We start from the raw sequence: 23,487 nt of genomic DNA, 5'->3' as shown, positions 1-23,487 counted from the left end.
TATCTGTTAATATCGATTCCTGTAAAATAGGTTTGTAGTGAGGAATTTAGTGTGCAGGAAATTTTGAGGACTGAAGTTCTTACTGCGAACCGGCACAATTGTTGTTAAAATTCCGATCGCCTAAACAATGAAGCAGGCAGACAAGCAGCAAAAGTAGAGCCGCAATCTAACTCGCTAGTAACTTCAATATCGCCGCCCATCATCTGACAAAAACGCTGACTGATAGTCAGCCCCAAACCCGTACCGCCGTACTTGCGAGTAGTTGAATTGTCCGCTTGAGTGAAAGGTTGGAACAGGCGCTCTTGCTGCTCTGGTGTCATGCCGATGCCCGTGTCCGTCACTCGGAAAATTAAAAAGTCTGAATCCAAAATTAACATTTGAGCAACTCTCGGTTGATATTTATTTTTTAATTCTTCACTGGTAATTCTTTCGACAGTAAGCACGATCGCCCCATTAGCAGAAAATTTAGCAGCATTGCTGAGCAAATTCAGCATTACCTGCCGCACTTTCATCAAATCGCCGTGCATCGCGCCGATATTGTCAGAACTCAATACTTGCAAAGTATTGCCGTTTTTATCCATTAGCGGTTTGATAGTTGTTACTACCTCCTCGATTAAGCCTCCAACATCAAAGCTTTCGAGGTAAATCTCCATCTTGTCAGCTTCAATTTTGGAAATGTCTAGAATGTCGTCAATTAGGCGCAGCAAGTGTTTGCCAGCAGTGCGAATTTTGTCTAAATCCGAGACTACCTCTAAATTGCCTAACTCTTCGGCATCTTCCGCTAGCATATCGCTGTAGCCGATAATCGCATTGAGGGGAGTGCGTAACTCGTGGCTCATGTTTGCCAGAAAAGCACTCTTGGCGCGATTGGCGAGTTCTGCGGCTTCTTTGGCCAACTGCCATGCTTCCTCAGCGTCTTTGCGTTCGGTGATATCCCGCAGTGTCGCCACCACGGCTTCGACGCTGCCGTCTGTCGCACAAACCGGGCTGAGAATGTACTCGTAGTCGCGGGTTCCCCAGTTTGCCGTGGGGACAATTACTTCGCCTTTCACGGGTTCGGCTGTGGCAAATATGCCCTGGCATTCTTGGTGAACCCGCTGCATAATTGTGGGCGACCAGCCTAATTCCTGCCAGGTTTTGCCAATCATTTCTCTGGGGTTCATGCCGGCGGCTTGAGCGGCGGTGCGGCTGACATAGGTGTATTTTCCCGATCGATCTACTAGAAAAATTAGGTCAAGAGAAGCGCCTAGAATGCCGTCAACTGTTCGGGCGTGTCGGGCTACCTGAGCCGTCATTTGTCTGACTGTGATGGCGCCGCGGACTCTGGCGGCTAGTTCAAACCGCAAGAGTTCGTTGGCTTGTTTGAGGAATAGGGTGCGCTGTTCGACTTCTATTTCTAGTTCTGCTTTGGCTTTTTCTAGGGTGAGTTCGGCAAGTTTGCGATCGCTCACATCTGTAGAAATTGTACCGACTGCATAAACTTTACCTTCGGAGTTGCAGAGGGGAAATTTCAGAGAAATATAAGTGTGCGGGCCATCGTCTTGAGGGATGATTTCTTCGATGGTTAGGGGCGAGCAGGATTCGAGAACTTTCAGGTCGTTTTCTCGCAAGGCTGCTGCTTTGTCTTGGGGAAAAATATCGCCATCGGTTTTCCCTGTTATTTGCTCCTTTGCGATGTCAAACAAATTGTCAAAATGGCGGTTGGTGAGCAGGTATTTTCCCTCAAGGTCTTTGATGTAAATTACTGCTGTTGAGTTGTCTAAAATCGCTTGCAGCAGTGCTTCGCTCTTTCGCAGGGCTTTTTGAGTGTTTTGGCGATCGACTATTTCTGGCTGCAATTCCCAGTTGAGGCGATTTAAGTCTTGCCAAGCTTCCTGGACTAGATTTAAGGCGATCGCGCTTTTTTCTAGTTCTGTATTTACCTGCTGCGACTGATTTGAGACGGAGTTTTCGGGCAATTCTAGGGGTTGGAAAGCGAGCGGGATGTGGGGATTTGCGATCCTCTTCGAGGGCTTCGCTAACGGGCGAGCGCCCGCCAATTTTTTATTATATCGAAAATCTACGGCTAATTGACCATCTAAACTCGATTTTTTGGGAAATAAATCGGGGAATTCACCGAAATTTAAATTGTCATAAATTATATCAAATGTCCGCGATCGCTGGTGCGGTTCGGCGGTGGAGTTAAATGCCCAATTCCCGTCTGCTGTTGATAAATCTGAGTTAGCGGGTTTGGCAATCCGGCGAGTGACGGCAACTCCCAAGGCGAAGGGGACAAGGGCAGCCGCAGACATTGCCAGCAGCCAGTTGTTGCCCCACCAAGTTGCGATCGAGGTTTTGGGGATGCCCCGAACTAAAATTGCTGCGGGTTTTCCCGCTAAATTGCCAAGGGATTTGGCAGCTACTGCATAAGTTTGACTGCCTGTTTGTAGGTTTCCGGCGACTGGTTTGCCGCCACCGGCGAGTGCAGATTGTAGGAGAGATTTGTCTATGGAATTTAAGTCTGGTAACTGTTGTTTTTTTGTAACTGCTTGCGAACTTGCCAAAACAAATTTGCCGTCAGCCAGCGGTGCGTAGATAGCCTGATATCCCCCGCCCTGTAAATTGAGGGTTTTGCTGCTAGCAACTACCGACGTTGTGCTGATAATTTTTCCTAATACTAAGGCCGCAATCACTGTCTGAGTTTTTGGATCTTTTATGGGAATTGCTGCGTAGTGGACGAGAACAGGTCGATCGCCCTTTCCGGGCGGCAAAGATCCCAATTGTTCCTGAACTTCTGATTTGGCAATGATTTCGGTAGCCGTAATTGGGTTTTTTGCACCAAATGCTCGATCGACTATTTTTTGCAGTTTAAAAATTTTTCCCTTCTGGTTGGAGTTGACGCTAACCACTATCTGCCTGTTTTTTCCCACTAATGCCGCGCTGTCTATTTCCCCTGTTTTGACTTGATTTTCTAGAATTTGCTTGACAGATTTTTGCAAATCTGATACTTTTTTGCCGCTGTTGTAAGCTAAGGCTGTTTGGGCGATCGTTTTGCTGTCAGAGGAGTTTTGCAAACGGTCGGCGGCGCGTTCGAGTTGGAGATTATAGTTAATTTCACTAAGGCTCAGTTCTGATTTTGCTTGATTTTGCAGTTGATTGTTTGCAACGGCCGATGTTAGTAAAAGTGCTGCTCCCGTTAGCCCAACTGGCAAAATTGTTTGTAAAGCCACCAGTCCAATTAGCTGTTTTCTGGTGACGGACAAGTTGTAAGTGGACGGATTGAAAGCAGCTTTCAATTTTCTTTCGGAAGTCGCAACTTTAGTTTGCTGCAGACAATTTTGCTGGCTGTCGTTTAACTGAGTATGAGCCATAGTAGTAGATGCGAGATCGGTTGTAGATGACAGGCCATCAATTAATCGGGAAGGGAATTAATTAGAAATTTGAGATTTGAGATTTTAGACTTCGGCGTGAGCGCTCAGTCGAACGATTTTATATTTTATATCGAGTTCGCTTAGTCACTCATCATAAAATTGTTAGCTCTCGCCGGGGGCAATAAAGCAAGAAAATGACTGGGATATTTTTAAATAAATCAATTTATCGGTGTTCAATCAGATTGTCTTATTTAGTTGTTTTTCCATATACTGTCGGCTCCTATTTAAAGTTTGTTGCGAGCAGACAGGGGACATTGGTGTCAACTTCAGACTAAAACCATTTGTATCTCTCGTTTATAGCCGAGTCTCGCTCCCCGTAAATCCCCCTTAAGAAGGGGGACTTTGACGCTCTTGTCCCTGGGGGGTTAGGGGGAATCAGCAAGACTATGAACTCAAACAGTAGATTGGTACAACATAAGACGTTAAGTGGACACCAATGCCTGCAGACAGTCCGCAAGTTAAGTAGTTTTTTGATCGACTATAGAGTAAATTCACTTAAAAAAAGTTTAGCGTAATTATTGCAACACTTAGATAGGCTCGATCGACCTTTTCCCGCCTTCACCTTTTTTTCAATCCCACAACCGCCTGCCTGCTTTGCCGCCCAGTCGCTGGTGAGTATCTTTGAGCAAAATTGGGATGTCTAACTCTTCGGGACACCTGGGCAAACATTCGCCGCAATCGGTGCAGCGGTTGCCTTTGCTGCCGGGGAACCAGTGTCCGGCATTTTCAAACATGGCGTAGCGGTATTTGCCAAAGTCAGTCATGTCGCACCCGACGGCGAGATTGCGGAGTCGCAATACTTCGGGAATGTTGATGTTTTCCGGGCAAGGCAAACAGGCATAGCACTGGCTGCATTTGTCAGTTTTCAAAGTGTCTGCAATAGCCGATTCTAGCCGATCGAACGCAGCGATTTCGGCGTTGGTGAGGGGAAAGTCGCGATCGCCATATTTCAGAGGTTGCTCTAATTCTGTCGCATTTGCAGCCCCCACACTCAAAGTCCCAATCCTAGTATCGCTAAGTAAAAACCGATAGTTTAACTCTAAGGGCGAGAAAGGCGAGCACAATTGTGCGAGTGTTTCCGGGGGCGTGTAGAGTTGCCCTCCTTTATCGGCTGGGGAAATGATGAAAACGCCCATATCTTTGTTTTTGGCGAGTTCAATTGCCGGGGCGTTGCGCTGAAAAAAATAGTAATAATGCAGATTGACAAATTCAAACAAATCTGTATTGATTGCAGCCAAAATCAGATCCAGAGGCCCGTGAGTCGAAAAGCCAACGTGCCGAATGCGACCATCAGCCAGGGCTTTGCGTACAGATTCCATGCAGCCTGTGGGCGATCGCACCCAAGCCAAATGTTCCCAAGTATTCAAACCGTGAATTGCCAGACAATCGATATAGTCTAAATTCAGGCGTTTGAGGGATGCGTCGATCCAGCGTTCCATTGCTGCTGCATCCTCGGTTGGGGAAATTTTTGTAGTGACGTGAAGGCGCGATCGATCGACAGACAAACCAGCCGAAAGGGCCGCGCCAAGATATTCCTCGCTGCAACCGTAACCCGCCGCCGTTTCCAGGTGATTGATTCCCTGAGACACCGCCTGTTGTACAGTCTGACAGGCAGTTTCCTCAGAAGCCAAATAGCGCATGGTTCCCAAGGAAAATACAGACAGGTGCAACTCCGTTTTGCCAAACCGTCGATAGCGCATAAAGTTTAGGAAGTTTCGCCCGGGCCCAAGCCGCTTCTCTTAATCAAATCCTCTGGACGGAGGTTTGAGATAAATTCCCGGAAGGCCCGGCGTTCGGCCTCATCAGCATCTCGATCAACCGGTATCGAAGCATCGGCGACGACTTCTTCCATCACCCAGATGGGGCAGTTCGTACGCAGGGCCAGGGCGATCGCGTCGCTAGGTCGGGCATCGATCTCTTTTTTAACTTCTCCCTGACGGACGATCAGGACGGCATAGAACGTGTTATCTTGCAGCGAGTGAATAACTATGCGCTCCAAGGTAAGACTCCATGCCTCTAAAAAATTGACCATCAGATCGTGAGTTAAGGGCCGAGGAGGCTTGTGGCCTTCGATCGCGCTAATAATAGCCTTTGCTTGCTCCTGACCGATATAAATAGGCAAAGCCCGTCGCTCCGTAGCGTCTCTCAATAGGACAATAGGACTGCGCGTGGCTGCATCTAAGGCAATTCCAGCGACTTTCATTTCAATCATTCGATCGGCCTCATAGAATTAAGAAACTGTAAGGCAGTAGAGAACTTGGACATAAAGATCACCTAAATCCAGTATGACTTGATCTTCGCCGGAATCTGCAACAGATCTGGGACTATCGATTTTAGATTTTAGATTGACTCGGGGGGAGAGGGGACGGCAAAACCTCCTGTCTATGGTTTGTCTCTATGGTTTCATGTAAATAAGCGATCGACTACGGAAAAATACTTATGTTTACAGGACTAATTCAATCTCTCGGAAAGCTGAAGTCGCTAGGCAACGATTATTTCCAAATTTCCTGCACATCAAAGAACTCCTACCAGATTTTACAAGATTTAGCCATTGGGGACAGCGTAGCCGTGGATGGAGTCTGTTTGACGGTAGTGGAAGTTCTGCCGCCAGGTTTTGTCGCCGTCGCTTCGCCAGAAACTCTCCGGCGCACAACTCTGGGATCATTCCCCGATGCTTTGGTGAACCTAGAAACCTCCCTGCGCGCCGGTAGCAAATTGGGGGGACATTTCGTGACGGGGCACGTAGATGCGATCGGCACTTTAGCGACATCCACCCAAACCGCCAACGCTTGGGAGATGCGGTTTACTGCCCCACCAACAGCAAACTCGGGATGGCAACGTCAAATCGCACCTTACATCGTTTCCAAGGGCAGTATCGCCGTCAACGGCATCAGCTTAACCGTGGCCGATTGCGATGCTGACGGCAATTGGTTTGAAGTTGCTGTCATTCCCCACAGTTTTGGTGAGACAAACCTCAGCTATTTACAACCAGGAAGTTTAGTAAACTTAGAAGCAGATATTCTGGGCAAATATGTCGCCAAATTTCTCCGCAGCGACTCAAAATCCCATCCCGAACCGTGGGAAGAAACCCCGGCAATCAACAGTTTGGGAACAATTACACCAGAATTCTTAGCAGAACACGGATTTATCTAATCGTAGATCACACTCGGCGGTTGAAACCGCTACTATACAAACGAAGTCCGCCTCCGCGGACTAAAGAATAAATTTGTCTGGTGCGTAATCCGCGAATTATTTTATCAATAATTGACGGCTAAAAGGAGACGCACCCTACTAACTCTTACTTCTCTCTCTGCGTCCTCTGCGTTCTCTGCGGTTCAATAATCCAACTCTATTCCTCAACAAAATTGTTTTTCTCCCAAAACAATCCCGCAGCAATCCCCACCTGAGAAACTAAAAACAATGCAGCAATTAATAGCTTTTGAAAGCCCGGTGCGTGGAAAAATGGATAAGTTAGCAAATTCAGATAAAATGACGGATGTTGTAGTTTCCCATTAGCCCCGCGTTTCGAGATCATTTGCTGAAACAAAAAAGCACCTCTACCATAATTGAATTGCTGTTTCCAAAATTTGCGAAGAGTTAGTGCATGGGAGTGATAAACTATAACTTCGGGAGCGTAAATTGCGGCATTGCCCGAATGCAACCACCGATCGCAAAATTCCCGGTCTTCTCCAGCCGCGAGAGAAAAAGTCGTGTCAAAGCCGCCGATTTTTTGGAAGGCCTCAGCGGGAAGGGCAAAATTGTTAGAAGTGAAAAATTGCGCGCGATCACCAATAGCATTATAGTAACTGTAAAGGTAATCGATCAGTTGCTGGCTGGCAGTAGAATAAATGTTATCCGGCAGCGCGTTTACAGTTCGACCTCCGATTAAGCAATCTGGTGTTTCCACAAATCGCTTTTCCAGATTTTGTAGCCAATCTACCCCCACAGTACAGTCATCGTCTGTAAACACTAAAAATTTGCCTTCTGCGGCAAAAGATCCAGTATTTCGCGCCGTTGCAGGGCCGGAGTTGGGTTGTGTCAGAAGGGTGATATTTAGCTGATTTTGAAAAGGCGAAATTGTATTTTCGACAGAGATTTCGGTGCTATCGTTGACGACGATAACTTGAAATTTATCGCGCGGATATTCAATTTCAACAAAAGACTGAATACACGCCGCTAATTTATCGGGGCGATTGTAGGTAGGAACAATAATTGAAAATAGAGTTTTAGCTTGGTTCATGTTCAGTTGACAGTTGACAGTTGACAGTTGACAGTTGACAGTTGACAGTTGACCGCTTTATAGCGACTTCTACCTGGAAGTCCGAGGATTGGAGTAATGAATAGTCTTCTTTTAATTTCCCCCGCTTATGCTTGGGGCTTTAAACCAATTCTTTCTGGTAACTAATAACTTTTAATTTTTCAAGCGATATAGCACCGACTCAGTATTAAAATCTTTACCGAAAACTGGTTGCAGCGGGCCTTGGGCACTTGTCAGCCAAGATAAAGCTTTTCTGGTAGCTGCGTTTGTCCCAGTCAGGGGCCCGAATCCCACAGTCCTAATTTTATTTTTCCGGAGTTTTTCAATCCATGCCGAAAGTCGATCGGCTCTAAACGGCACATATAAAACTTGTCTGTCCAAATTTCTCCCGTAAAACAGGTAGCTGCGCGAACTTAAAAAGAAGCCTATTCTTCCATCGGGTACTGTATTTTTATCAATATATTCGTAAATACCACGATACAGTTCTGTGCGTGCAATATCTCGCTTTTCCCTCCAATGACCAATTACTATCAATCCTATACAGACACCAATTATCACTAGGTAAATCGATTTTTTTCGGGTGGGAAATAGATGATTCAGCCATCCTAAGCCAGGATTGATTTTCAACCATATTGCAGCCAGCGTCACTGACACAAGATAAAATGTCGGATAGGGTAATATATATTGCCAACTGGTTCGTAATATTTTTCCGATACTGTTAATAGATTCTATGGGGTTAGACTTAAAATTGTCAATCAACAAACTCCCCCAAACAATGCTATCTCCGGTGAAAGAAGCATTTTTAATATAATCAAAAATTGTGTTGCTAGTAATTCCGAACAAACCACTAACCAAAACCACTGCCAGAATAAATTTATTTGGAGTTTTCAAGAGAGTTGCTGTAGCTGCGGCGGCGATGGCGAGTACGCTTAAAAAGGGAAATCCGTATCTGAGGTTAAAACCGAGTATAGGGCTGAGTTGACCGATCGACTCTCCGGCAGTACCGGACGTGTAAGGTGTAATTAGATACAGAATTCCTGTGCTGGCGAGAAGTACAATTAAAATAATATTATTTTGATTAATTATTCTGGTTTTACCCTGGATAAAAGCCAGAGGTGCTGCCAATACCTGAAGTGTGATCGCCAGAAAGGGCAGTTGCAATCTAATGATAATTTGTAAGCCGACAGTTTGCCAGTGGGAAATATTGCTGGGATTAAATTGAGCTGCTAAAGTGCTTTGCCAAATCTTTAGAAGTGGCGAAGCGGGCGGCTGCTGTACCGGAGGTATGGGAGACGGTAAGGGGACAGGCTCTAAGGGAACTTTAATATCGCCGACTTCGGCGACAGGATAATTGATTTGCAGCAAGTTTCTCGCATACCAAAAACCTCCTAAAAGCAAGCAACAAGCTATGCCGCACAGCAAGACTGGTTTGAGAAAGTGGCGAATTCTAAATTTAGCTGGTGTAGATTTTTTATTAACCGCGAATCTTTTAATTTCTAATATTGCTAATCCTCCTAAAAGTGAGGCTGCATAGATTATTCCCGTGATTTTAATTCCGGCTAGCATTCCTGTGGCTGCCAAAAATATGGAGAGTTCGGATTGCGCTCTGCTGCTATGATAGGATAAACCTAGATACAAACCCACTGTAAATATTGCAGCTAGCGGTAAGTCTGGCTGAATGGTGTTCACTTGGTTGAGCATCATTGGTACTGTCAATACTAAAGATGCTGCTGCCATACCGTGAAGTCGTGTTGCTCCAAATTTTACGCTTAATAGATAGACGGCAATTCCCTCAAGTAGCCACGCAATTAGCAGGGGAAAAGCTGCGAGAAAGTCTTCTTTGAATGGGATTACACACAAAGCAGATAAAACGTGCCAATTGTAGGGATATACTCGTGCTTGTTCTTGTTCAAAAATCCAATTTCCGGCGGCATCTAATAATGTCAATGAATGGGTTTGATACCATCGGGCGATCGCAGGCAGGTGAAACCACAATGAATCATAATTGGTGGTGGGTTTGCTTGCCAGAGTTTCCAACAGCACAACTCCTACAACAGCGGTGGCAACAATAATTAGGGATTCTGAGTAGCCCAAAGGTTGCTTGAGTTGGGGAATCTGCCACTGCGAGAAGGTAAAAGTTTTGTGGTTTTTGGCATAAATCAGGATTAAGCCGATCGCACAAATCAAAATTTCTGCTATAATCACCGCAGCAATATTTAGGCGATCGGCACTTCCTAGAATCAAGCCGATACAAACTTGTGCAATGCTCCATCCCGTCAGGAGCATGAGGAGAAAATGGGGAAATGAATAGTTATTGTTTTGTTTCTGATTCTCGAAGGCAAGAGACAAGCTTAAGGGAATCGGCCCGACTAGAATAATCAGAAATAAAATTAATTCCCACAAATGCTGCGCTATTAGCATAAGCTGCAAGTTACCATTTTTTATCAGTTTTTCCTCGTTACCCGAAAGAGCCTGGTAACGAGGAAAAGTAACGAACACGCGAGCTCGTTGCACAAAACATAAATTTTCTTGTGGGGTGGGCTTTTCGACCGTTCCACAAGAAAATTTATCTAGCCAATCCCCAATTTTTACCTGTTATTAGCTTGCTTCTGAGGTTTGGGTTTGACTGCTTCAGTATCTTTGGGCTTAGAAATGTCAGCTTTTAACAGTTCTGGGAATGGTGGCTGGAGGTTGTGAACTTCGATGTCCATTCCCAGCGGCAGAGGTGGAAGCTGGGGCAGATCGTTTTCCAAATCCTTGAGTCCGCTAGCGGTTTGTATTTCCACCATTTTCGGCATTTGCGGTACTTTGGCGGTTTCCAAACTGCCGATCATTTTTGCCAGAGCGAATTCTAGTTGAGAGCCCGGGTCGATCGCCACCCAACCCTGGTCAGTCATTTGCCGGATCTCGAAGTGGAGGTGAGGCCCTGTAGACATTCCCGTACTGCCGACGCGGCCGATCGTCTCTCCCTGTTTCACCCACTCTCCCGGTTTCACAAACAGTTCCGAAAGGTGGCCGTAGAGAGTTTCCTGAGACTTTTTGCTGTGGTTGAGAACCACCGTCAAACCGTAGCCGCCCAACCAATCGGCGATCGCCACTTGACCTGCATAGGCTGCCAGTACGGGCGTTCCCATCGGGGCCCCCAAGTCAGTTCCGGTGTGAAACCTGCCGTAGCCCATAACCGGATGAGTCCGCCACCCAAACGGCGAAGTAATTGCCGAAGCAATAGATAGCGGAAACAGCAAGCTGGTGTTGCCATTTCCGGGCAGGCCTGCGGGACGCGGTGTGAGATTGTAGTAAGCAAAACCGGTATTGCTGCCGCTGCTGACACTAACCGCACCGACTTGAACCGGCCCGAGTCCCATGCTGGGCGCTGGAGGGCCGCCGCTGTAAGATGCAGATCCGGCATAATACCCAGCGTCTGCGGAGTATCCAGTGTCTGCGGAGTAGCCGATGTTAGCCGAGTATCCAGTGTCTGCTGAGTATCCTGCGTTAGCCGAGTAGCGCGGGGGTGCGTAAGCAGATTCCGGTGGGTTTGAATCCCTCCAAACCTGGCTGCCTATTTGTTGAACGGCTTGACCGAGTTTACTCACAGGATTTCCGCTACTATTTCCGGCAACAGTTCCCCGAACCAAGCCCGGAAGGCTTTCTGGCCGATTTCGAGGAGGAGGGGCTGCAATATAGCCGTCGTCTGCGATCGGAGGTTCCTGTCTGTAGTTGGGTTCTCCTGCATCTGCCGTCACCGGCTCGGAAACAGGAGGAGGCGCGCACAAACCGCCTTCTCCTTCGCACCCAGTCGATCGTTCTGCAAACTCTATCCTGGTTGGCGCTTCGTACTCGCTGGTAGCGCCAACGCTGTAGTCTGTTTGGTCGATTTCAGCGTGGGCTGGGTTAACTGGCGCTTCAAAAGGCGGCTCCTGGGCCGTCGCTTCTGGCAGGGGAATCAGCGCGGGTTCCGGCAGATAATATTGGGTCGGAGGTGATTCGCTGGCGTACTCAGGCTCTGACGGCGGTGCGGCATCGAAAGGCTCCGACGGCGGAACTTCTGCCTGCGGTTCAGGGTAGGGTTCCGGCGACCCTTGGCTAAATTCGGGTTCCGGGGGCGGGAGAGGAGCTTCAAATAATGGCTGGAGGTCTGCTGCGCCGGGGACGGCTTGTTCTGCGGGCGGAGTTTCGGCTTGGGCCCAAACTAAGCCTTTGCTGAGCAGTCCCAGACTGGCAAGGCAACCCAGTCCCACCAGCAGTGAGCGATCGGACAAAAGGCGCGATCGAGTCCGGGCGCCTGTAGGGTTCTTTTTTTGCTGTTTGGTGTTCAAAGGGGCTGTTATTTGCTTGTCTGGAACTGGTTTCACGATTTTTTTTCCCAACTCAACAGGGGGCACAAGGATCTCGAAGTCAGGATCGAATGTATGGCAATCCTTGTCTTTATATACAGGCCTAACTGATTTTACCGGGCTTGAGGCAATTTTTTTTGCACATAGAACAAGCTCAAATGCTTTACGCATTCAGTCGCGATCGATATCCGGTTTTTTTGATCCCGATGGCACTTGCGTAAAAGTGTCTTAGGGCCACACTGATGATAGCGCTTTGGCGTTCGTCTATGTTAATTAGTTGCCTATATTTGTCAGATTCTGCAAAATTTCTGCGCTGTCGGTCGTCCTGAAATATTGCACCATTCTCAATAATCTTTTCAGGGCGGACTCTCCTGCCCAACCCCTACTCCCCACAAGAAAATCTACTCTTTGTGGAACAGGCCGGAAAGCCTGTGCGAGCGAGAATGCTGCAAGATGTGAGTTGTCCTAAAACCGCCTACTCATCGCGATTTTTTCCTGAAAGCTGGCCCTGCCTTTAAAATTCGCGGACAAAATTTTTGATTGTTTAGAATACAAGCTAAATGATTCGCTTGGGTAAGGATAGGTTTCATGACTGTAGCTGGCGATCGCTTGACAAATTTTCCTGACTCTGAGTGTGGCGGACAGCCTGACGGTATCAGTTGGGACTGGCAGAGTTCTGAAGGCTTGCCCTATCTGACTTGCAGCTTGCTTTCTCGCTGGTCTCACGGCTTTTTTACTCGCGATTTCTCGCCCCAGGGGCCGATCGATCTGACGGAAGTTCTGGAACCTGGAGCTAAGGTTTACCGACTCCAACAGGTACACGGCAATGCGGTACTCAAAACCACTGAGTTGTCCCCGGTTGTGGCTCCGGGCCCGGAAACCGCTGCCCCAAGCTATGCTGAGGCTGATGGCTTGGTTGCCCATCGAGAATTGGAGGCGCTGTGGGTTTGCTCGGCTGACTGTGTGCCGGTGCTGATTGCTGACGATCGCACGGGACTGGTTGCGGCAGTTCACGCGGGTTGGCGCGGGACTGCTGCTAAGATATTACCAGAGGCGATCGCTCAACTTGTGGCACAAGGCAGTCAACTAGAAAATCTGAAGATTGCTATGGGGCCGGCGATCGCTGGAGAGGTTTACCAGGTATCTGTGGAAGTAGCAGCGGAACTGGGAGCCACCATTGCTCCTAAGAGTGGCGTTAGTGCGACAGCCGACGGCATTCTAGAGTTTTTGCACCAACTGCCGGAAACGCCTGTCTTAGCCGATCCAGAACCGGGAAAAGTACGCTTGGATGTTCGCCTCTGCAATGCTCTGCAATTGCAGCAGTTGGGAATCGATGTTTCTCAAGTGGCGATCGCTCCTTTCTGTACTTATTCTGACTCGGCTCGCTTTTTTTCCTACCGCCGCGATCGACTTAAAAAAGTCCAGTGGTCGGGAATTGTGAGTTCCAGCAGGACAAGTCCCTTCTGAGGGCATTTGGCAGAAGGTAAAATTTTAGACGGCCAAGATAAAAATAACAATCTTTGGATTCATTATTTTTTATTTACGAATGCCAAATGCCTTCTAGTTTCTATTTTCGTAAGGTTTGCTGGTTCCTGTTTTAAAGCACCAAAAACTAGCAGCAAAACTTTTGGGAAAGCGGCAGAGCTCCCGCCCCGCTTTCCTCTCTTGTTAAGATTACTCTATAACGAGAGTCTTCAGCGGGTTATTACCATGAGTGAGCCAACTCCCTATCAACTTCTTGAAGTCGATGAAGATGCTTCCTTTGATGAAGTGCAAGAGGCCCGCACGCGCCTAGCTGAGCAGTACAGCGGTGACAAGAAACGTTTGGAATTGCTCGAAGCAGCTTACGACGCGATCCTCATGGATCGCCTGCGGCAGCGACAGGAAGGGAAAATTAAAGTACCTGAACGCATCCGCTTTCCCGAACGGCTGACTCCCCCACCCCCAAGCTTTACTCCCTCTCCTCCTAGTGGCAGCCCAGCTTGGTTGCAGCGGCTAATCGATACTCCTAGTCGATCAGACATTTTGTGGCCGGCTGGGGTGTATGTGGGGTTAGGCGGACTGAGTATTTATCCGGCGGCTAATGATGGTTTACTACAGTTGACTCTGGCTCTTGGGGTCGGCTCTTGTCTTTATTTTATTAATCGCAAGGAACAAAAATTTGGTCGCGCCGTGCTGCTGACTGTGGCTGGCTTGGTTATAGGCTTGTTGCTGGGAGGATTTTTGGGTTCTTTGGTCAGTCCGGCATTTATAACAACAGAGAAATTTATCGCTTTGTTTACGTTTTTAATTCTGTGGCTGGTCAGCGGTTTTCTGCGATAGTCAGCAGTCATTAGTCAGCAGTTATTAGTCAGCAGTTATTAGTCAGCAGCCAACCACTAATAACTGTGGAATCAAGACCTCCGACCAATAACATCAGCTAACAATTAATAACTAATGACTAATGACTAATGACTAACAATTAATAACTAATGACTAATGACTAATGACTAATGACTAATGACTAATTTTTGTGACCTAAAATAATCTCAACTGCTTCGCTCAAATTGTTAGCAATTAAATCCGGTTGGTGCATTTCTAGTTGGGCGCGATCGCGAATTCCGCACAAAACACCAATTACCTTGACACCGTGCGTCTTTGCTGCTATAATATCTGCCTCCGTATCCCCAACCATCCAAGTGTCAGAAGCCGGAGGCAGTTCGGCAAGAGCTTTTGCCATCAACAACGGCTTATCTTTGACATCCCCGGTTTTAACGTAATCGTTGGGGAGGCAATAGCGGCGGTTTTCTGGGAAAAAATGCCCTAAATTGCAGCGGTTGAAGGCTTCATCTAGTTCCCTAACACGGCGCATGGTCATCACCGCTAAGTCTACTCCAGCGCCCTGCACCTTTTCGAGAGTTTCCAGAGCGGTGGGAACTGGTTGATCATAAATCATGTAGGGTAGGGTGTGGACGGTTTGACGGCGTTTCTGGGCAAAATCGCGGGCTTGGGCTGCGTCTAATCCTGAGACAATGCCAATTTCGGTTTCGGGAACCCGCGCGCGCTTCATGTCCCAAAACTCGGCTTTGGGGAGTTCTCGCACTGGTTGGCCCGAACGCTTAGTCTCGGCGAGACAATACTGGTAAACTCGGTAGTAGCGATCGGACACGTCCATAATCGGGCCGTCAAAGTCGGTAATAAGTCTCAGCATTTAGCAGAGTATTTTTAAGCTTTTATACAAATCCTTCGATACTATAGCAGTTCTCAATCTTGGTGAGGTATGCCCTATGCCCACGGAGGCCTATGCCCTATGCCCGCTTATCAAGCGTGCACCTCATGTTACTGAGAAAGGCTATATATCATTTAAAGGTAACACTTTCTTTACAAAAATTGACACAAATACCCAGGGGAGGTAAGGTCTATAGGAATGGTGCTAATTAAAGCAAACATTTGAATTAAACTGTGCTGTTCCTCAACTTGAGCGGTTGTCAGCCATATCGGGGAATTTAAAATTAAAATGTGCCGCACAAATAGTGTAAACCGCTACATATTGTTCATAAATCTCAACCTCAATCGAGGCTGATTTTGACTTCGTTTTCTCAAAAAAATTTGGTTCAATTAATATTTGACCCCATTTTTAAAATAAGCAAAAAACTGCTTGGAGAATCCAAAGTGTACTGTTTGCATAAATTAGCCAGCGGTAACAGGTGATGACATTTGCCAGGATAAAAATTCCCATGAGAAATCGCATCCAAACAACAACTAACTTTACCGGCTAACCTTTGAGAGAGATGCTCTACAATAACGAGATGCTTCCCACATTAACTGTAGAGAGCAGCCCCAGAAGTATTAATATTCTTCTTTATAAGCTGTTATCCTTACGCAGGATTGAGTACCTCACAGTCGATCGGGATCTTAAGATTAAAGAAATATCTTTGAAAGTGCAAGATTTTGCCTACATTCATGAGGAAGTAGGCGAAGGAAAAGACGTGCGCGATAGTTTTCCTGAACTAATCGGAATTGAAGGAATCCTTGAAGATATTATTGAAGAACGACAGCAAGATTGTCAGTTAAAATCAATTAGCCGAGTTCTCAAAGACGGATCTTATTTGTATCTAAATTTGTACATTTTTGGTTGTAAAGGACAAGCCAATGCTGACAGATTGATTATGTTATGCGAAGATGTGACAGATAGCATTGGATCTCAGCCAACCATTGTTCAGGCTGCCAATAAAACAAGTATTAAAGGCGATAACTTAGCGGCGGCTGGCGATTATATTGACAAAATTATTAATTCCCTAGGGGATGTTTTGTTCGTAACAGGAACATCGGGCCAAATCAAAAAAGTGAATAAAGCTGCACAGCAATTATTTGGATATACCGAATCGGAATTAATTGGCAAATCCATATCCATGATTACGGCAGAGGAGGAATTGTTACGCAAAGTCAGCCAGCTACCTCCTGCACTTAAAAGCGAATATTGGCCTCAAGTAAAAGTAGCTTGCCAAACGAAAATAGGTTTAAAGCTGATTGTTGCGTTTTCATGTTCTACTTTCGAGACAAGCCCAGGAAGCAAGGATGGAGATAGCGGGGTTATACAAGATTTTGTTTATATCGGCAAAGACATTACCAAGCAACAACGCATAAAAAAGTGTCAAGAAGCACAGTATGCTGTGACTCATATCCTGTCAGAATCAACTTCTCTAGATAGCGCCACTCCGAAAATTTTGCAAGCTATTTGCCAAAGTTTTGGGTGGGATTTTGGCGAACTTTGGACGCCTGCTGAGGCGGAGAAAGAAACTAGATTGGGTGAGGAAATAAAATCTGAAACAGATCCGCTTTGGTGCCTGCCGCTTTGCTGTCCGATCGAGGAAACTCCTTGTTGGCGGCGGGTGGCCGTTTGGCAGGCAGCGGAGGAAGTTAGGGAGTTTGCCGAAAACGACCAGCAGATTACTTTTGCTGCGGGTGAGGGTTTGCCGGGAGCGGTTTCCAGAAGCGGTTGTACGCAGTGGATTACTGATCTTGTGGGCGATCCCAATTTCGTGCGATCGCGCTTGGCCGAGGAAGCGGGATTGCGATCGGGATTCGGTTTCCCCATTCACGCTAGGAGCCAAGTTGTAGGAGTAATGACTTTTTTTTGCCGGGAAGAACTGCAACCAGATCAAGATTTACTTCAGATCATAGCTGTGGTAAGTTCTCAATTAGGAGAATTTGTCAAGCGCAAATATGCAGAGCAAGAATTGCAAGAAGCTGAAGCTTCAATCCGCTTTTTGTACGAACAAGAAAAACGCCAAAGTGAAGAATTAGCTCGGCAAAACTTAGCTTTAGAACAAGCCAAATTAGAATTACAAGCAGCTAACATGGAATTGCAGCGCCTCGCTGCGGTGGATGGATTGACTCAAATTCCCAACCGTCGCTGTTTTGACAAAAAATTGGAGTTAGAATGGCAGTTGATGGAGCGAGAAAAAGAGTCGCTATCTTTAATTTTGTGCGATATCGATTTTTTCAAACTTTACAACGATCATTACGGGCATCAAGGAGGCGACGAATGTTTAAAACAAGTAGCCGAGATTTTAGCTAGCAACGCTCAGCGGGCAGGAGATTTAGCCGGCCGCTACGGTGGCGAAGAATTTGCGGTAATTTTGTCGCGAACTGATGTGCAAGAAGCAAAGCGGGTAGCTGAAGCAATTCGCAGCGATTTGAAAGCAGCGGAAATTTTTCATGCTGCTTCCAAGGTAAGTAAGTTTATAACTCTCAGTATGGGTATCGCTACTACTGTACCTGCTGCTGGTTTATCGATCGAGGAGTTAATTGGACAGGCCGATCGAGCGCTGTATCGAGCTAAACTAGAAGGACGCGATCGTATAGTTGCCCTAGACTTGAAAATAGAATTTCAGGGCCCGAAAGGAGTATGTTCTGATGATTGTGAGAGAAGCTAACATCGCTGACGCACCTGCAATCGCACGGGTGAATCTAGATACTTGGCGCACAGCTTACCGGGAAATTGTACCAGCAAATTACCTCGCACAGTTATCCTATGAAAAGCGAGAAAGCAATTGGCAAGAAATCCTGGCAAACGTCAAAAAGACTGGCGTTTTTGTCTGCCTTGCTGAGAATGAATCGGGAGAAATTGTGGGTTTTGCTGCGGGTGGTTGCGAGCGCACAGGCAAATATGTATATAAAGGAGAATTATTTGCCATCTATATTTTGGAGGAATATCAGCGTCAAGGAATTGGACGGCAACTCGTGAAAACAGTTGCCACAAAATTGGCAGAATTAAGTTTGAACTCGATGCTAGTTTGGGTACTAGGAGACAATCCAGCCTATAAGTTTTATGAATTATTAGGAGGTGAAAAAGTAGAGGAACAGCAAACAAGTAGAGCAGGAGTTGCACTCAAAGAAATTGCCTACGGTTGGAAAGACATCGCAGTGCTGATTAACACGCCTGTATGACCGAAAAAGTGGAAGTTTTATCAATCATCTATCAAACTTCCTCTCTTCATTTGTTCACGTTCAATTGCCTCAAACAAAGCTCGAAAATTCCCCGCCCCAAAACCTCCAGCTTGCACCTGTTTCCCGTTAACTAAACTAACTCGGCGCTCAATAATCTCGAAAAAGAAAGTCGGTTCTGCAAAAATTGGCTGGGTAAATATTTGCAGCAGCATTGCTGCAGGAGTATCTTCTTGCCAATCTGCCAAAACTTGACAAGCTGCAATTGCTTGCCAATCTGCGGGCAAATAGTTTTGCCGCTGCTGTAATTCGGAGTAGTATGTTGGAGGAACTGGCAGAAAAGGCAAACCGCACGATCGCAAATCGGCAACAACCCCCACGATATTATTAGTTTGCAAAGCCATGTGCTGAATACCCGGCCCCCGATTGGCGCTCAAAAACTCTTGAATTTGAGAATTAGCTGATGCCGGTTCATTAATCGGGAATTGCACCCCACCTTCAGCGTGCACCATAACTTGGCTCCGCAAAGCCGATTTCTCAGTCTGAATGTCAAAATTTTGCTGCGGTTGAAAACCTAATATTTTTTGATACCAACTAACAGCACTTGACAAATCGCCCGATTCAACATTTAACACTACGTGGTCAATCCGGGTAAACAACGGCAGCTTATCCGAAGCCGATAGCAGTGAATGGCTGCCAATTCGCTCCACGATCGTATGGCTTAAATCTCCCCAGCCCGCGATTTTTGCCCGCTTAAAATAGCCTCCTGCGTTTAGGTCTTCTTGAATCGGTTCCAGGATTTTAGCGCCTTCAGCAGCCGCTCTAGCTACCGCTAATTCAATATTTTTTACCCGAAAACCCACATCGGCAATCCCTGGAGGATGAAACTTCAACCAACTAGCAGCGGGACTAGCGGGTGTCAGAGGCGAAGATAAAACAAAACATACATTGCCGCTGCTGACAACTTCAGTGTGAGTGTGGCTGTTGGCATAACCTGCTATTGATTGAAAGCCTAACTTGCCGACAAACCAGTCGCGGGATACTTTAGCGTTTTCAACGTAAAATTGAATGCGATCGAACTCCATAATCAATAATTGAAAATGGAAACTGAAAAATGGAAAATCTGCTGATTTTCAAGGCAAAATTGCAAGGTAGAGACTGAGTAATGGATATTTTTCATACTTTTTATTGGGCGCCCACTTAATAATAACCTAAAGATTGAATATCCTAGCTCCCTCTGAAGGCAGAAATACGTCAGCACTTAAAAGAAAAGACACCCGGTGTCTGGGATAACTTGGGTTTGCCGCGACGCCTTCGCCAAAAGGACTTACGCAAAAAACAAATAGTTTGACGCGCGAATTATAGGGGTAAGGTGCGCCAGCCCGTGCACCCTACATAATTAAGTGCTGTACAAGTTCTCAAACCTAAAAATATCATAATTTTTCTTGCCTTCAGCTTCCGCTGCGTTCTGCCTTCAAATCATTCCTCAATAGCTAAAAGAACAAATGACTTTCCGGCTGAATATTAATCTCCATCGGCACAGCTTGCGGGTCAGCCGAAAGAGCAAACATAATCGCATTGGCGGCAGTTTCGGTACTCAGCATTTTTGACCTGTCTACCTTCAAACTCACATTATCCCAAAACGGAGAATCCACCCCGCCAAAATAGAATAGCGTAAACTTAATGCCGTAGCGTCGCAGCTCATCTGCCATGCACTTGCTGAAACCAACTACCCCAAACTTTGAAGCGCAATAAGCCGTTCCCATCGCCATCGAATGCTTGCCCAAAATCCCGATGACATTGCAAATGTGGCCGGATTTACGCTCTTTCATCACATTCGCCGCTGCTTGAGACGTGTAAAAACTGCCTTTTAAGTTCAAGTCAAGCATTGCATCTAAATCAGCGGGTTCTAACTTGTTCCACTGCTTGAGAATTCCGGCACCAGCGGCGTTTATGAGGGCATCAATTTGTCCGAAATGTTCCAGAGTTGTCTGCATCAACGTCTCGACTTGTGGCAAATCGGTGATATCTGTGGGCACGCACAGTACCTCTGTTGCCGAAATTTCGCTAGCTAAAGCGTCTAATTTACTGCTGTCTCTGGCGGCGAGCACTAGCCTCGCACCCGCATCAGCAAGTTTCCGGGCCACTGCTGAACCGATGCCGCCAGTCGCACCCACCACAACCACAACTTTGTCGTGCATATCCCTTTACATTTCTTTACGTCCAGATTGTATGATAACTCAAGTTGCTAGTAATGGGGATGTTGATATATTTTAATTTTTAATTAATTGAGGGAAACTTGCCAGCCTTTTTCGGCTTTTTTTAGCTGGAGAGAAGCGCAGGATTGCAAAAATTTAGTAAATTTCCTACCGAGATTAAAATCTTTAATTATTTGGGTAATTTGTTTACCGTATTGTCGGTGAAATTCGCTGCCTACATTGGAGAGAAATACAGAATTGTCAGGAGAGTTGTCGGTTAAGTCGCCAACGATTTTGACAAGAGCTCTTTCCAAGTCTTCCAGAGAATTAATATCTGTCAAAGTTGCAGGGGCTGCCTGGTGGTTATTCAGATTTTCTTGGCTTAGTATTGGCGGTGGGGGCGACAATCTCACTTCAAAAAGAGTGACATAAGTTTGAGAAGTTTCTGATGGTTTGTGGAGGACAAAATCGGTGGGATATTTCAGAAAGATATCCCTGGTCTTAGTACCGAGCAAATGATGGGCAACAACTTGATTGAGGACTAAGCCGTAATTTTCTCTAAATAAAGCTGAAACAGTGGAAAGTTTTATCCACTGAGTTGAGGTGCGTTTCTGCTCTTTTTTGATTAATTCTTTGAGCTGAATAACTAATTCTTCGAGAGGTGTAATTTCCGGTAGGGTTACAAGGGAATGGGTTTCAACTTGTCCGGTTTTGCTGTTTAAAACTATGATTTTATCTATTTGTTTGCGGACTTGAAATACGGTTAGTCCGTGGGCTTGCAGTGTATTGCTGAGGTGAGTGAGGGCGCGATCAGACGAACAGACAAAAATCTCTTTGGCTGTGGGATAATGTACGAAAATCGATGCGCCGACTGTAGCCATTTTTAAGTCGGCACTGTCTTTGCCGGGGGGGACGTGAATTAGTTGATAGCCGCGCTGGTGAAATTCGGCATCTTTTTTGCCCATGCTGCGCCAGTTGGCAAAGGCGACTTTGATTTGGATGGGATAGTGGCAAATTCCCTCTAGGAATTTTTCGGTTTCGATGGTGAGTTGCAAGTTTTCGACATCTAGCAGCAAGATAGCAATGCCGAGAGGAAGTGAATTTGTTTGATTGGTAGTGGGAGTGGGAGGTTTGGACGAAACTGAGTTTTGTGATTTAGCGGGTGCTGTTTGAGATTGGGCTAGCTGCTGAATTTTGGCAAATAATTTGCTGAATTGAGGTGAATTAACGAATTCTGGAACCAGCAGAATTTGTAGGTATTTTTTTGCAGTCAGCAGCAGGGAATCTGTATCGCTGGCTACAGTGAAACTTTTTGTCAATTTTCCAATCAAAACTGACTGAAAATCAGGTTTAGCCCAGGGGGTTTTCCTATATTTTTCAGCTATCCATTCGGGATGCTGTTCCTGAATGGTAATTAGGGTTTGAGCTATATAGCGACTGATGGCGCTGAATGCAAGAGATTCTTGAGTCGCCAGCAAGGGAGTTCGATCGGGCATGGCCCTCTACAATGCGGGATGCTGTTTCAATTTATCACACTTCTAGTTTCTCGCCGGGAGTCGGACGATCGCCCGCCAAATTAAACCGACGGCAATCAGCGCCAATCCTGTCAGCCAAATTTCCCTCTCCACCCAGAAAGCCAGAAACAGACAATTCCCCAAACCCACCCAAGCCAACCACTGCGGATAAAGCCTTTCGGCGGGGGAAAGTTGCAGCGCGGCGAGGTTGGTGATAGCGTAATATATCAAAACGCTAAAAGCGCTAAATGACCAAGTGGTTTTGACATCGCCGACGAGGATTAAAAGTGCGATCGTAACTTCCACAACCACAACAGCCACGTAGGGAGTTGTCCCCGAAGGATTCAGCCGCGCCAAGACTCTCGGCATATCCAAGCGCCGCCCCATCGCCAGCCAGATGCGCGACAGCCCTAAAATTAAGTTCAGCAAAACTCCCAACATAGCGGTAATGGCGCCGACGGCTAGCAGTTGAGAAACTCCCGGAATTGGGAAACTGCGGGCGATGACTTCCAAGGGTGCAGTCGTGCCGCCTGGTTGTAAAGACAATTTATCGGCTCCCCCCGCGCCCGCGACAACTACTGCTACCCCGACGTAAAGCAGCATTGTCAGCACCAAAGTGAAAATTATGGCTTTGGGAATGGTTTCCCTCGGTTCCCGCACTTCCTCGCTCATTGTGGTGATGCGGGCGTAACCGCTATAAGCGACAAACATCAGGGCGGTGGCTTGGAGGATGGAGCCGATCGAGCTATCATTCTGTACGGTGGCCATTTCCCACCTTACCTCTGGCAAACCGACCGCAACAAACACCGCTAAGGATAGAAGTGTAACTGAGACTATGGCAGTATTGGCAATATTCGATCGCCTAATTCCCGTCAATACAATTAAAGTGAGGGTGGCGAGGGCGAATAAAGCTGTTAGGATCAGGTAAGTGCGATCGGCTACACCAACTGCATTTAAAAAATACCCCGCAAAACCTAAAGCAGCAGTAGCCGCAGAAGCCGTTTTCGCCAACAGAAACATCCAGCCGGCAGTGAAACCCAGCCAAGGATTGAGATATTTGTAGCCATATTCATAAGTACCGCCGCTAACAGGATGATTTGCCGCTAATTGAGCGCTGCTAAGGCCATTGCAAACAGCCACTAAAGCCGCAATACCTACAGCCAAAATCACTCCCGGCCCCGCAACTTCCGCAGCAATGCCGATACTCACAAATACTCCGGTACCGAGGATTGAGCCCAGGCCCATGAGAGTTGCGCCGAAAATACCTAACTCTCGCTTCAGCAGTGGTGAAGACATAAATATACTAGGCAAGATGCCTGCACAAAAATATTTGTTTGTTGTGGA

16 protein-coding genes are annotated in these 23,487 nt (G+C 46.6%); 5 read left to right on the top strand and 11 right to left on the bottom strand.

Annotated features, from left to right (window positions below):
• Positions 1–104: 104 nt before the first annotated feature.
• The 3 genes from QUA34_RS03115 to QUA34_RS03105 all read right to left on the bottom strand — a co-directional run bounded on the left by QUA34_RS03115 (position 105) and on the right by QUA34_RS03105 (position 5,622).
• Positions 105–3,350 carry a PAS domain-containing protein gene (locus QUA34_RS03115; protein ID WP_333384066.1) on the bottom strand — a complete coding sequence of 1,082 codons (3,246 nt, stop codon included), beginning with the start codon at positions 3,348–3,350 and terminating at the stop codon, positions 105–107.
• Positions 3,351–3,979: 629 nt separating this feature from the next.
• Entirely contained in the window at positions 3,980–5,110 is a 1,131-nt protein-coding gene (locus tag QUA34_RS03110; protein WP_333384063.1) for an aldo/keto reductase, read from the bottom strand.
• Positions 5,111–5,115: 5 nt separating this feature from the next.
• Positions 5,116–5,622, bottom strand: coding sequence for a bifunctional nuclease family protein (locus QUA34_RS03105; RefSeq protein ID WP_015176672.1), 507 nt, complete (start codon positions 5,620–5,622; stop codon positions 5,116–5,118).
• A 227-nt stretch (positions 5,623–5,849) separates the two neighbouring features.
• Between QUA34_RS03105 and ribE the strand changes: the two genes are divergently transcribed.
• Positions 5,850–6,563, top strand: a complete 714-nt coding sequence (gene ribE / locus QUA34_RS03100; RefSeq protein ID WP_333384060.1) for a riboflavin synthase — start codon at positions 5,850–5,852, stop codon at positions 6,561–6,563.
• Between the two features lie 196 nt (positions 6,564–6,759).
• Here the strand turns inward: ribE and QUA34_RS03095 are convergent, their stop codons facing one another.
• The 3 genes from QUA34_RS03095 to QUA34_RS03085 form a co-directional block, all read right to left on the bottom strand.
• A complete protein-coding gene (locus QUA34_RS03095) occupies positions 6,760–7,650 on the bottom strand; it encodes a glycosyltransferase (protein WP_333384057.1) in 891 nt (296 codons plus the stop codon).
• A gap of 171 nt (positions 7,651–7,821) precedes the next feature.
• Entirely contained in the window at positions 7,822–10,182 is a 2,361-nt protein-coding gene (locus tag QUA34_RS03090; RefSeq protein WP_333384054.1) for a hypothetical protein, read from the bottom strand.
• A 74-nt stretch (positions 10,183–10,256) separates the two neighbouring features.
• Positions 10,257–12,020, bottom strand: a complete 1,764-nt coding sequence (locus QUA34_RS03085) for a peptidoglycan DD-metalloendopeptidase family protein (RefSeq protein ID WP_333384051.1) — start codon at positions 12,018–12,020, stop codon at positions 10,257–10,259.
• A gap of 570 nt (positions 12,021–12,590) precedes the next feature.
• Here QUA34_RS03085 and pgeF point away from each other — a divergent pair.
• Both pgeF and QUA34_RS03075 read left to right on the top strand, forming a co-directional pair.
• Positions 12,591–13,469, top strand: coding sequence for a peptidoglycan editing factor PgeF (pgeF, locus tag QUA34_RS03080; protein ID WP_333384048.1), 879 nt, complete (start codon positions 12,591–12,593; stop codon positions 13,467–13,469).
• A gap of 243 nt (positions 13,470–13,712) precedes the next feature.
• On the top strand, positions 13,713–14,324 hold the full coding sequence (locus QUA34_RS03075) for a CPP1-like family protein (RefSeq protein WP_333384045.1): 612 nt from the start codon (positions 13,713–13,715) through the stop codon (positions 14,322–14,324).
• Positions 14,325–14,505: 181 nt separating this feature from the next.
• On the opposite strand, the gene QUA34_RS03070 is transcribed toward QUA34_RS03075, so the two are convergent.
• Complete coding sequence (locus tag QUA34_RS03070; RefSeq protein WP_333384042.1) at positions 14,506–15,192, bottom strand: HAD family hydrolase; 687 nt, start codon at positions 15,190–15,192, stop codon at positions 14,506–14,508.
• A gap of 598 nt (positions 15,193–15,790) precedes the next feature.
• Here QUA34_RS03070 and QUA34_RS03065 point away from each other — a divergent pair.
• Positions 15,791–17,920 carry a diguanylate cyclase domain-containing protein gene (locus QUA34_RS03065; RefSeq protein WP_333384039.1) on the top strand — a complete coding sequence of 710 codons (2,130 nt, stop codon included), beginning with the start codon at positions 15,791–15,793 and terminating at the stop codon, positions 17,918–17,920.
• Positions 17,901–18,434 (top strand): GNAT family N-acetyltransferase, encoded by a 534-nt coding sequence (locus QUA34_RS03060; RefSeq protein ID WP_333322199.1) that lies wholly within the window; start codon positions 17,901–17,903, stop codon positions 18,432–18,434. Before QUA34_RS03065 ends, QUA34_RS03060 begins: the two co-directional genes overlap by 20 nt.
• A gap of 20 nt (positions 18,435–18,454) precedes the next feature.
• Here QUA34_RS03060 and hppD read toward each other — a convergent pair whose 3' ends face one another.
• The 4 genes from hppD to QUA34_RS03040 form a co-directional block, all read right to left on the bottom strand.
• The gene (gene hppD, locus QUA34_RS03055; RefSeq protein ID WP_333384036.1) at positions 18,455–19,516 is read right to left on the bottom strand and encodes a 4-hydroxyphenylpyruvate dioxygenase; all 1,062 of its coding nucleotides are present in this window, start codon (positions 19,514–19,516) and stop codon (positions 18,455–18,457) included.
• A gap of 408 nt (positions 19,517–19,924) precedes the next feature.
• Positions 19,925–20,632 carry an SDR family oxidoreductase gene (locus QUA34_RS03050; RefSeq protein WP_333085141.1) on the bottom strand — a complete coding sequence of 236 codons (708 nt, stop codon included), beginning with the start codon at positions 20,630–20,632 and terminating at the stop codon, positions 19,925–19,927.
• An 83-nt stretch (positions 20,633–20,715) separates the two neighbouring features.
• Entirely contained in the window at positions 20,716–22,125 is a 1,410-nt protein-coding gene (locus tag QUA34_RS03045) for an NYN domain-containing protein (RefSeq protein WP_333384034.1), read from the bottom strand.
• A gap of 42 nt (positions 22,126–22,167) precedes the next feature.
• A partial coding sequence (locus QUA34_RS03040; RefSeq protein ID WP_333384031.1) for an APC family permease occupies positions 22,168–23,487 on the bottom strand: 1,320 nt, incomplete at its 5' end.

The organism is Microcoleus sp. POL10_C6, from assembly GCF_036701585.1.
GTDB lineage: Bacteria > Cyanobacteriota > Cyanobacteriia > Cyanobacteriales > Microcoleaceae > Microcoleus.
Note: the sequence above shows the minus strand (reverse complement) of the source record. Positions and strands in the feature narration are given on the sequence as shown.

Excerpts from the sequence above, each read along its gene's own strand:
- QUA34_RS03095 (WP_333384057.1), bottom strand. The coding sequence starts at position 7,650 with ATGAACCAAGCTAAAACTCTATTTTCAATTATTGTTCCTACCTACAAT.
- QUA34_RS03105 (WP_015176672.1), bottom strand. The coding sequence starts at position 5,622 with ATGATTGAAATGAAAGTCGCTGGAATTGCCTTAGATGCAGCCACGCGC.
- QUA34_RS03070 (WP_333384042.1), bottom strand. The coding sequence starts at position 15,192 with ATGCTGAGACTTATTACCGACTTTGACGGCCCGATTATGGACGTGTCC.
- QUA34_RS03075 (WP_333384045.1), top strand. The coding sequence starts at position 13,713 with ATGAGTGAGCCAACTCCCTATCAACTTCTTGAAGTCGATGAAGATGCT.
- QUA34_RS03060 (WP_333322199.1), top strand. The coding sequence starts at position 17,901 with ATGATTGTGAGAGAAGCTAACATCGCTGACGCACCTGCAATCGCACGG.
- QUA34_RS03065 (WP_333384039.1), top strand. The coding sequence starts at position 15,791 with ATGCTTCCCACATTAACTGTAGAGAGCAGCCCCAGAAGTATTAATATT.
- pgeF (WP_333384048.1), top strand. The coding sequence starts at position 12,591 with ATGACTGTAGCTGGCGATCGCTTGACAAATTTTCCTGACTCTGAGTGT.
- hppD (WP_333384036.1), bottom strand. The coding sequence starts at position 19,516 with ATGGAGTTCGATCGCATTCAATTTTACGTTGAAAACGCTAAAGTATCC.
- QUA34_RS03045 (WP_333384034.1), bottom strand. The coding sequence starts at position 22,125 with ATGCCCGATCGAACTCCCTTGCTGGCGACTCAAGAATCTCTTGCATTC.
- ribE (WP_333384060.1), top strand. The coding sequence starts at position 5,850 with ATGTTTACAGGACTAATTCAATCTCTCGGAAAGCTGAAGTCGCTAGGC.
- QUA34_RS03050 (WP_333085141.1), bottom strand. The coding sequence starts at position 20,632 with ATGCACGACAAAGTTGTGGTTGTGGTGGGTGCGACTGGCGGCATCGGT.
- QUA34_RS03115 (WP_333384066.1), bottom strand. The coding sequence starts at position 3,350 with ATGGCTCATACTCAGTTAAACGACAGCCAGCAAAATTGTCTGCAGCAA.
- QUA34_RS03110 (WP_333384063.1), bottom strand. The coding sequence starts at position 5,110 with ATGCGCTATCGACGGTTTGGCAAAACGGAGTTGCACCTGTCTGTATTT.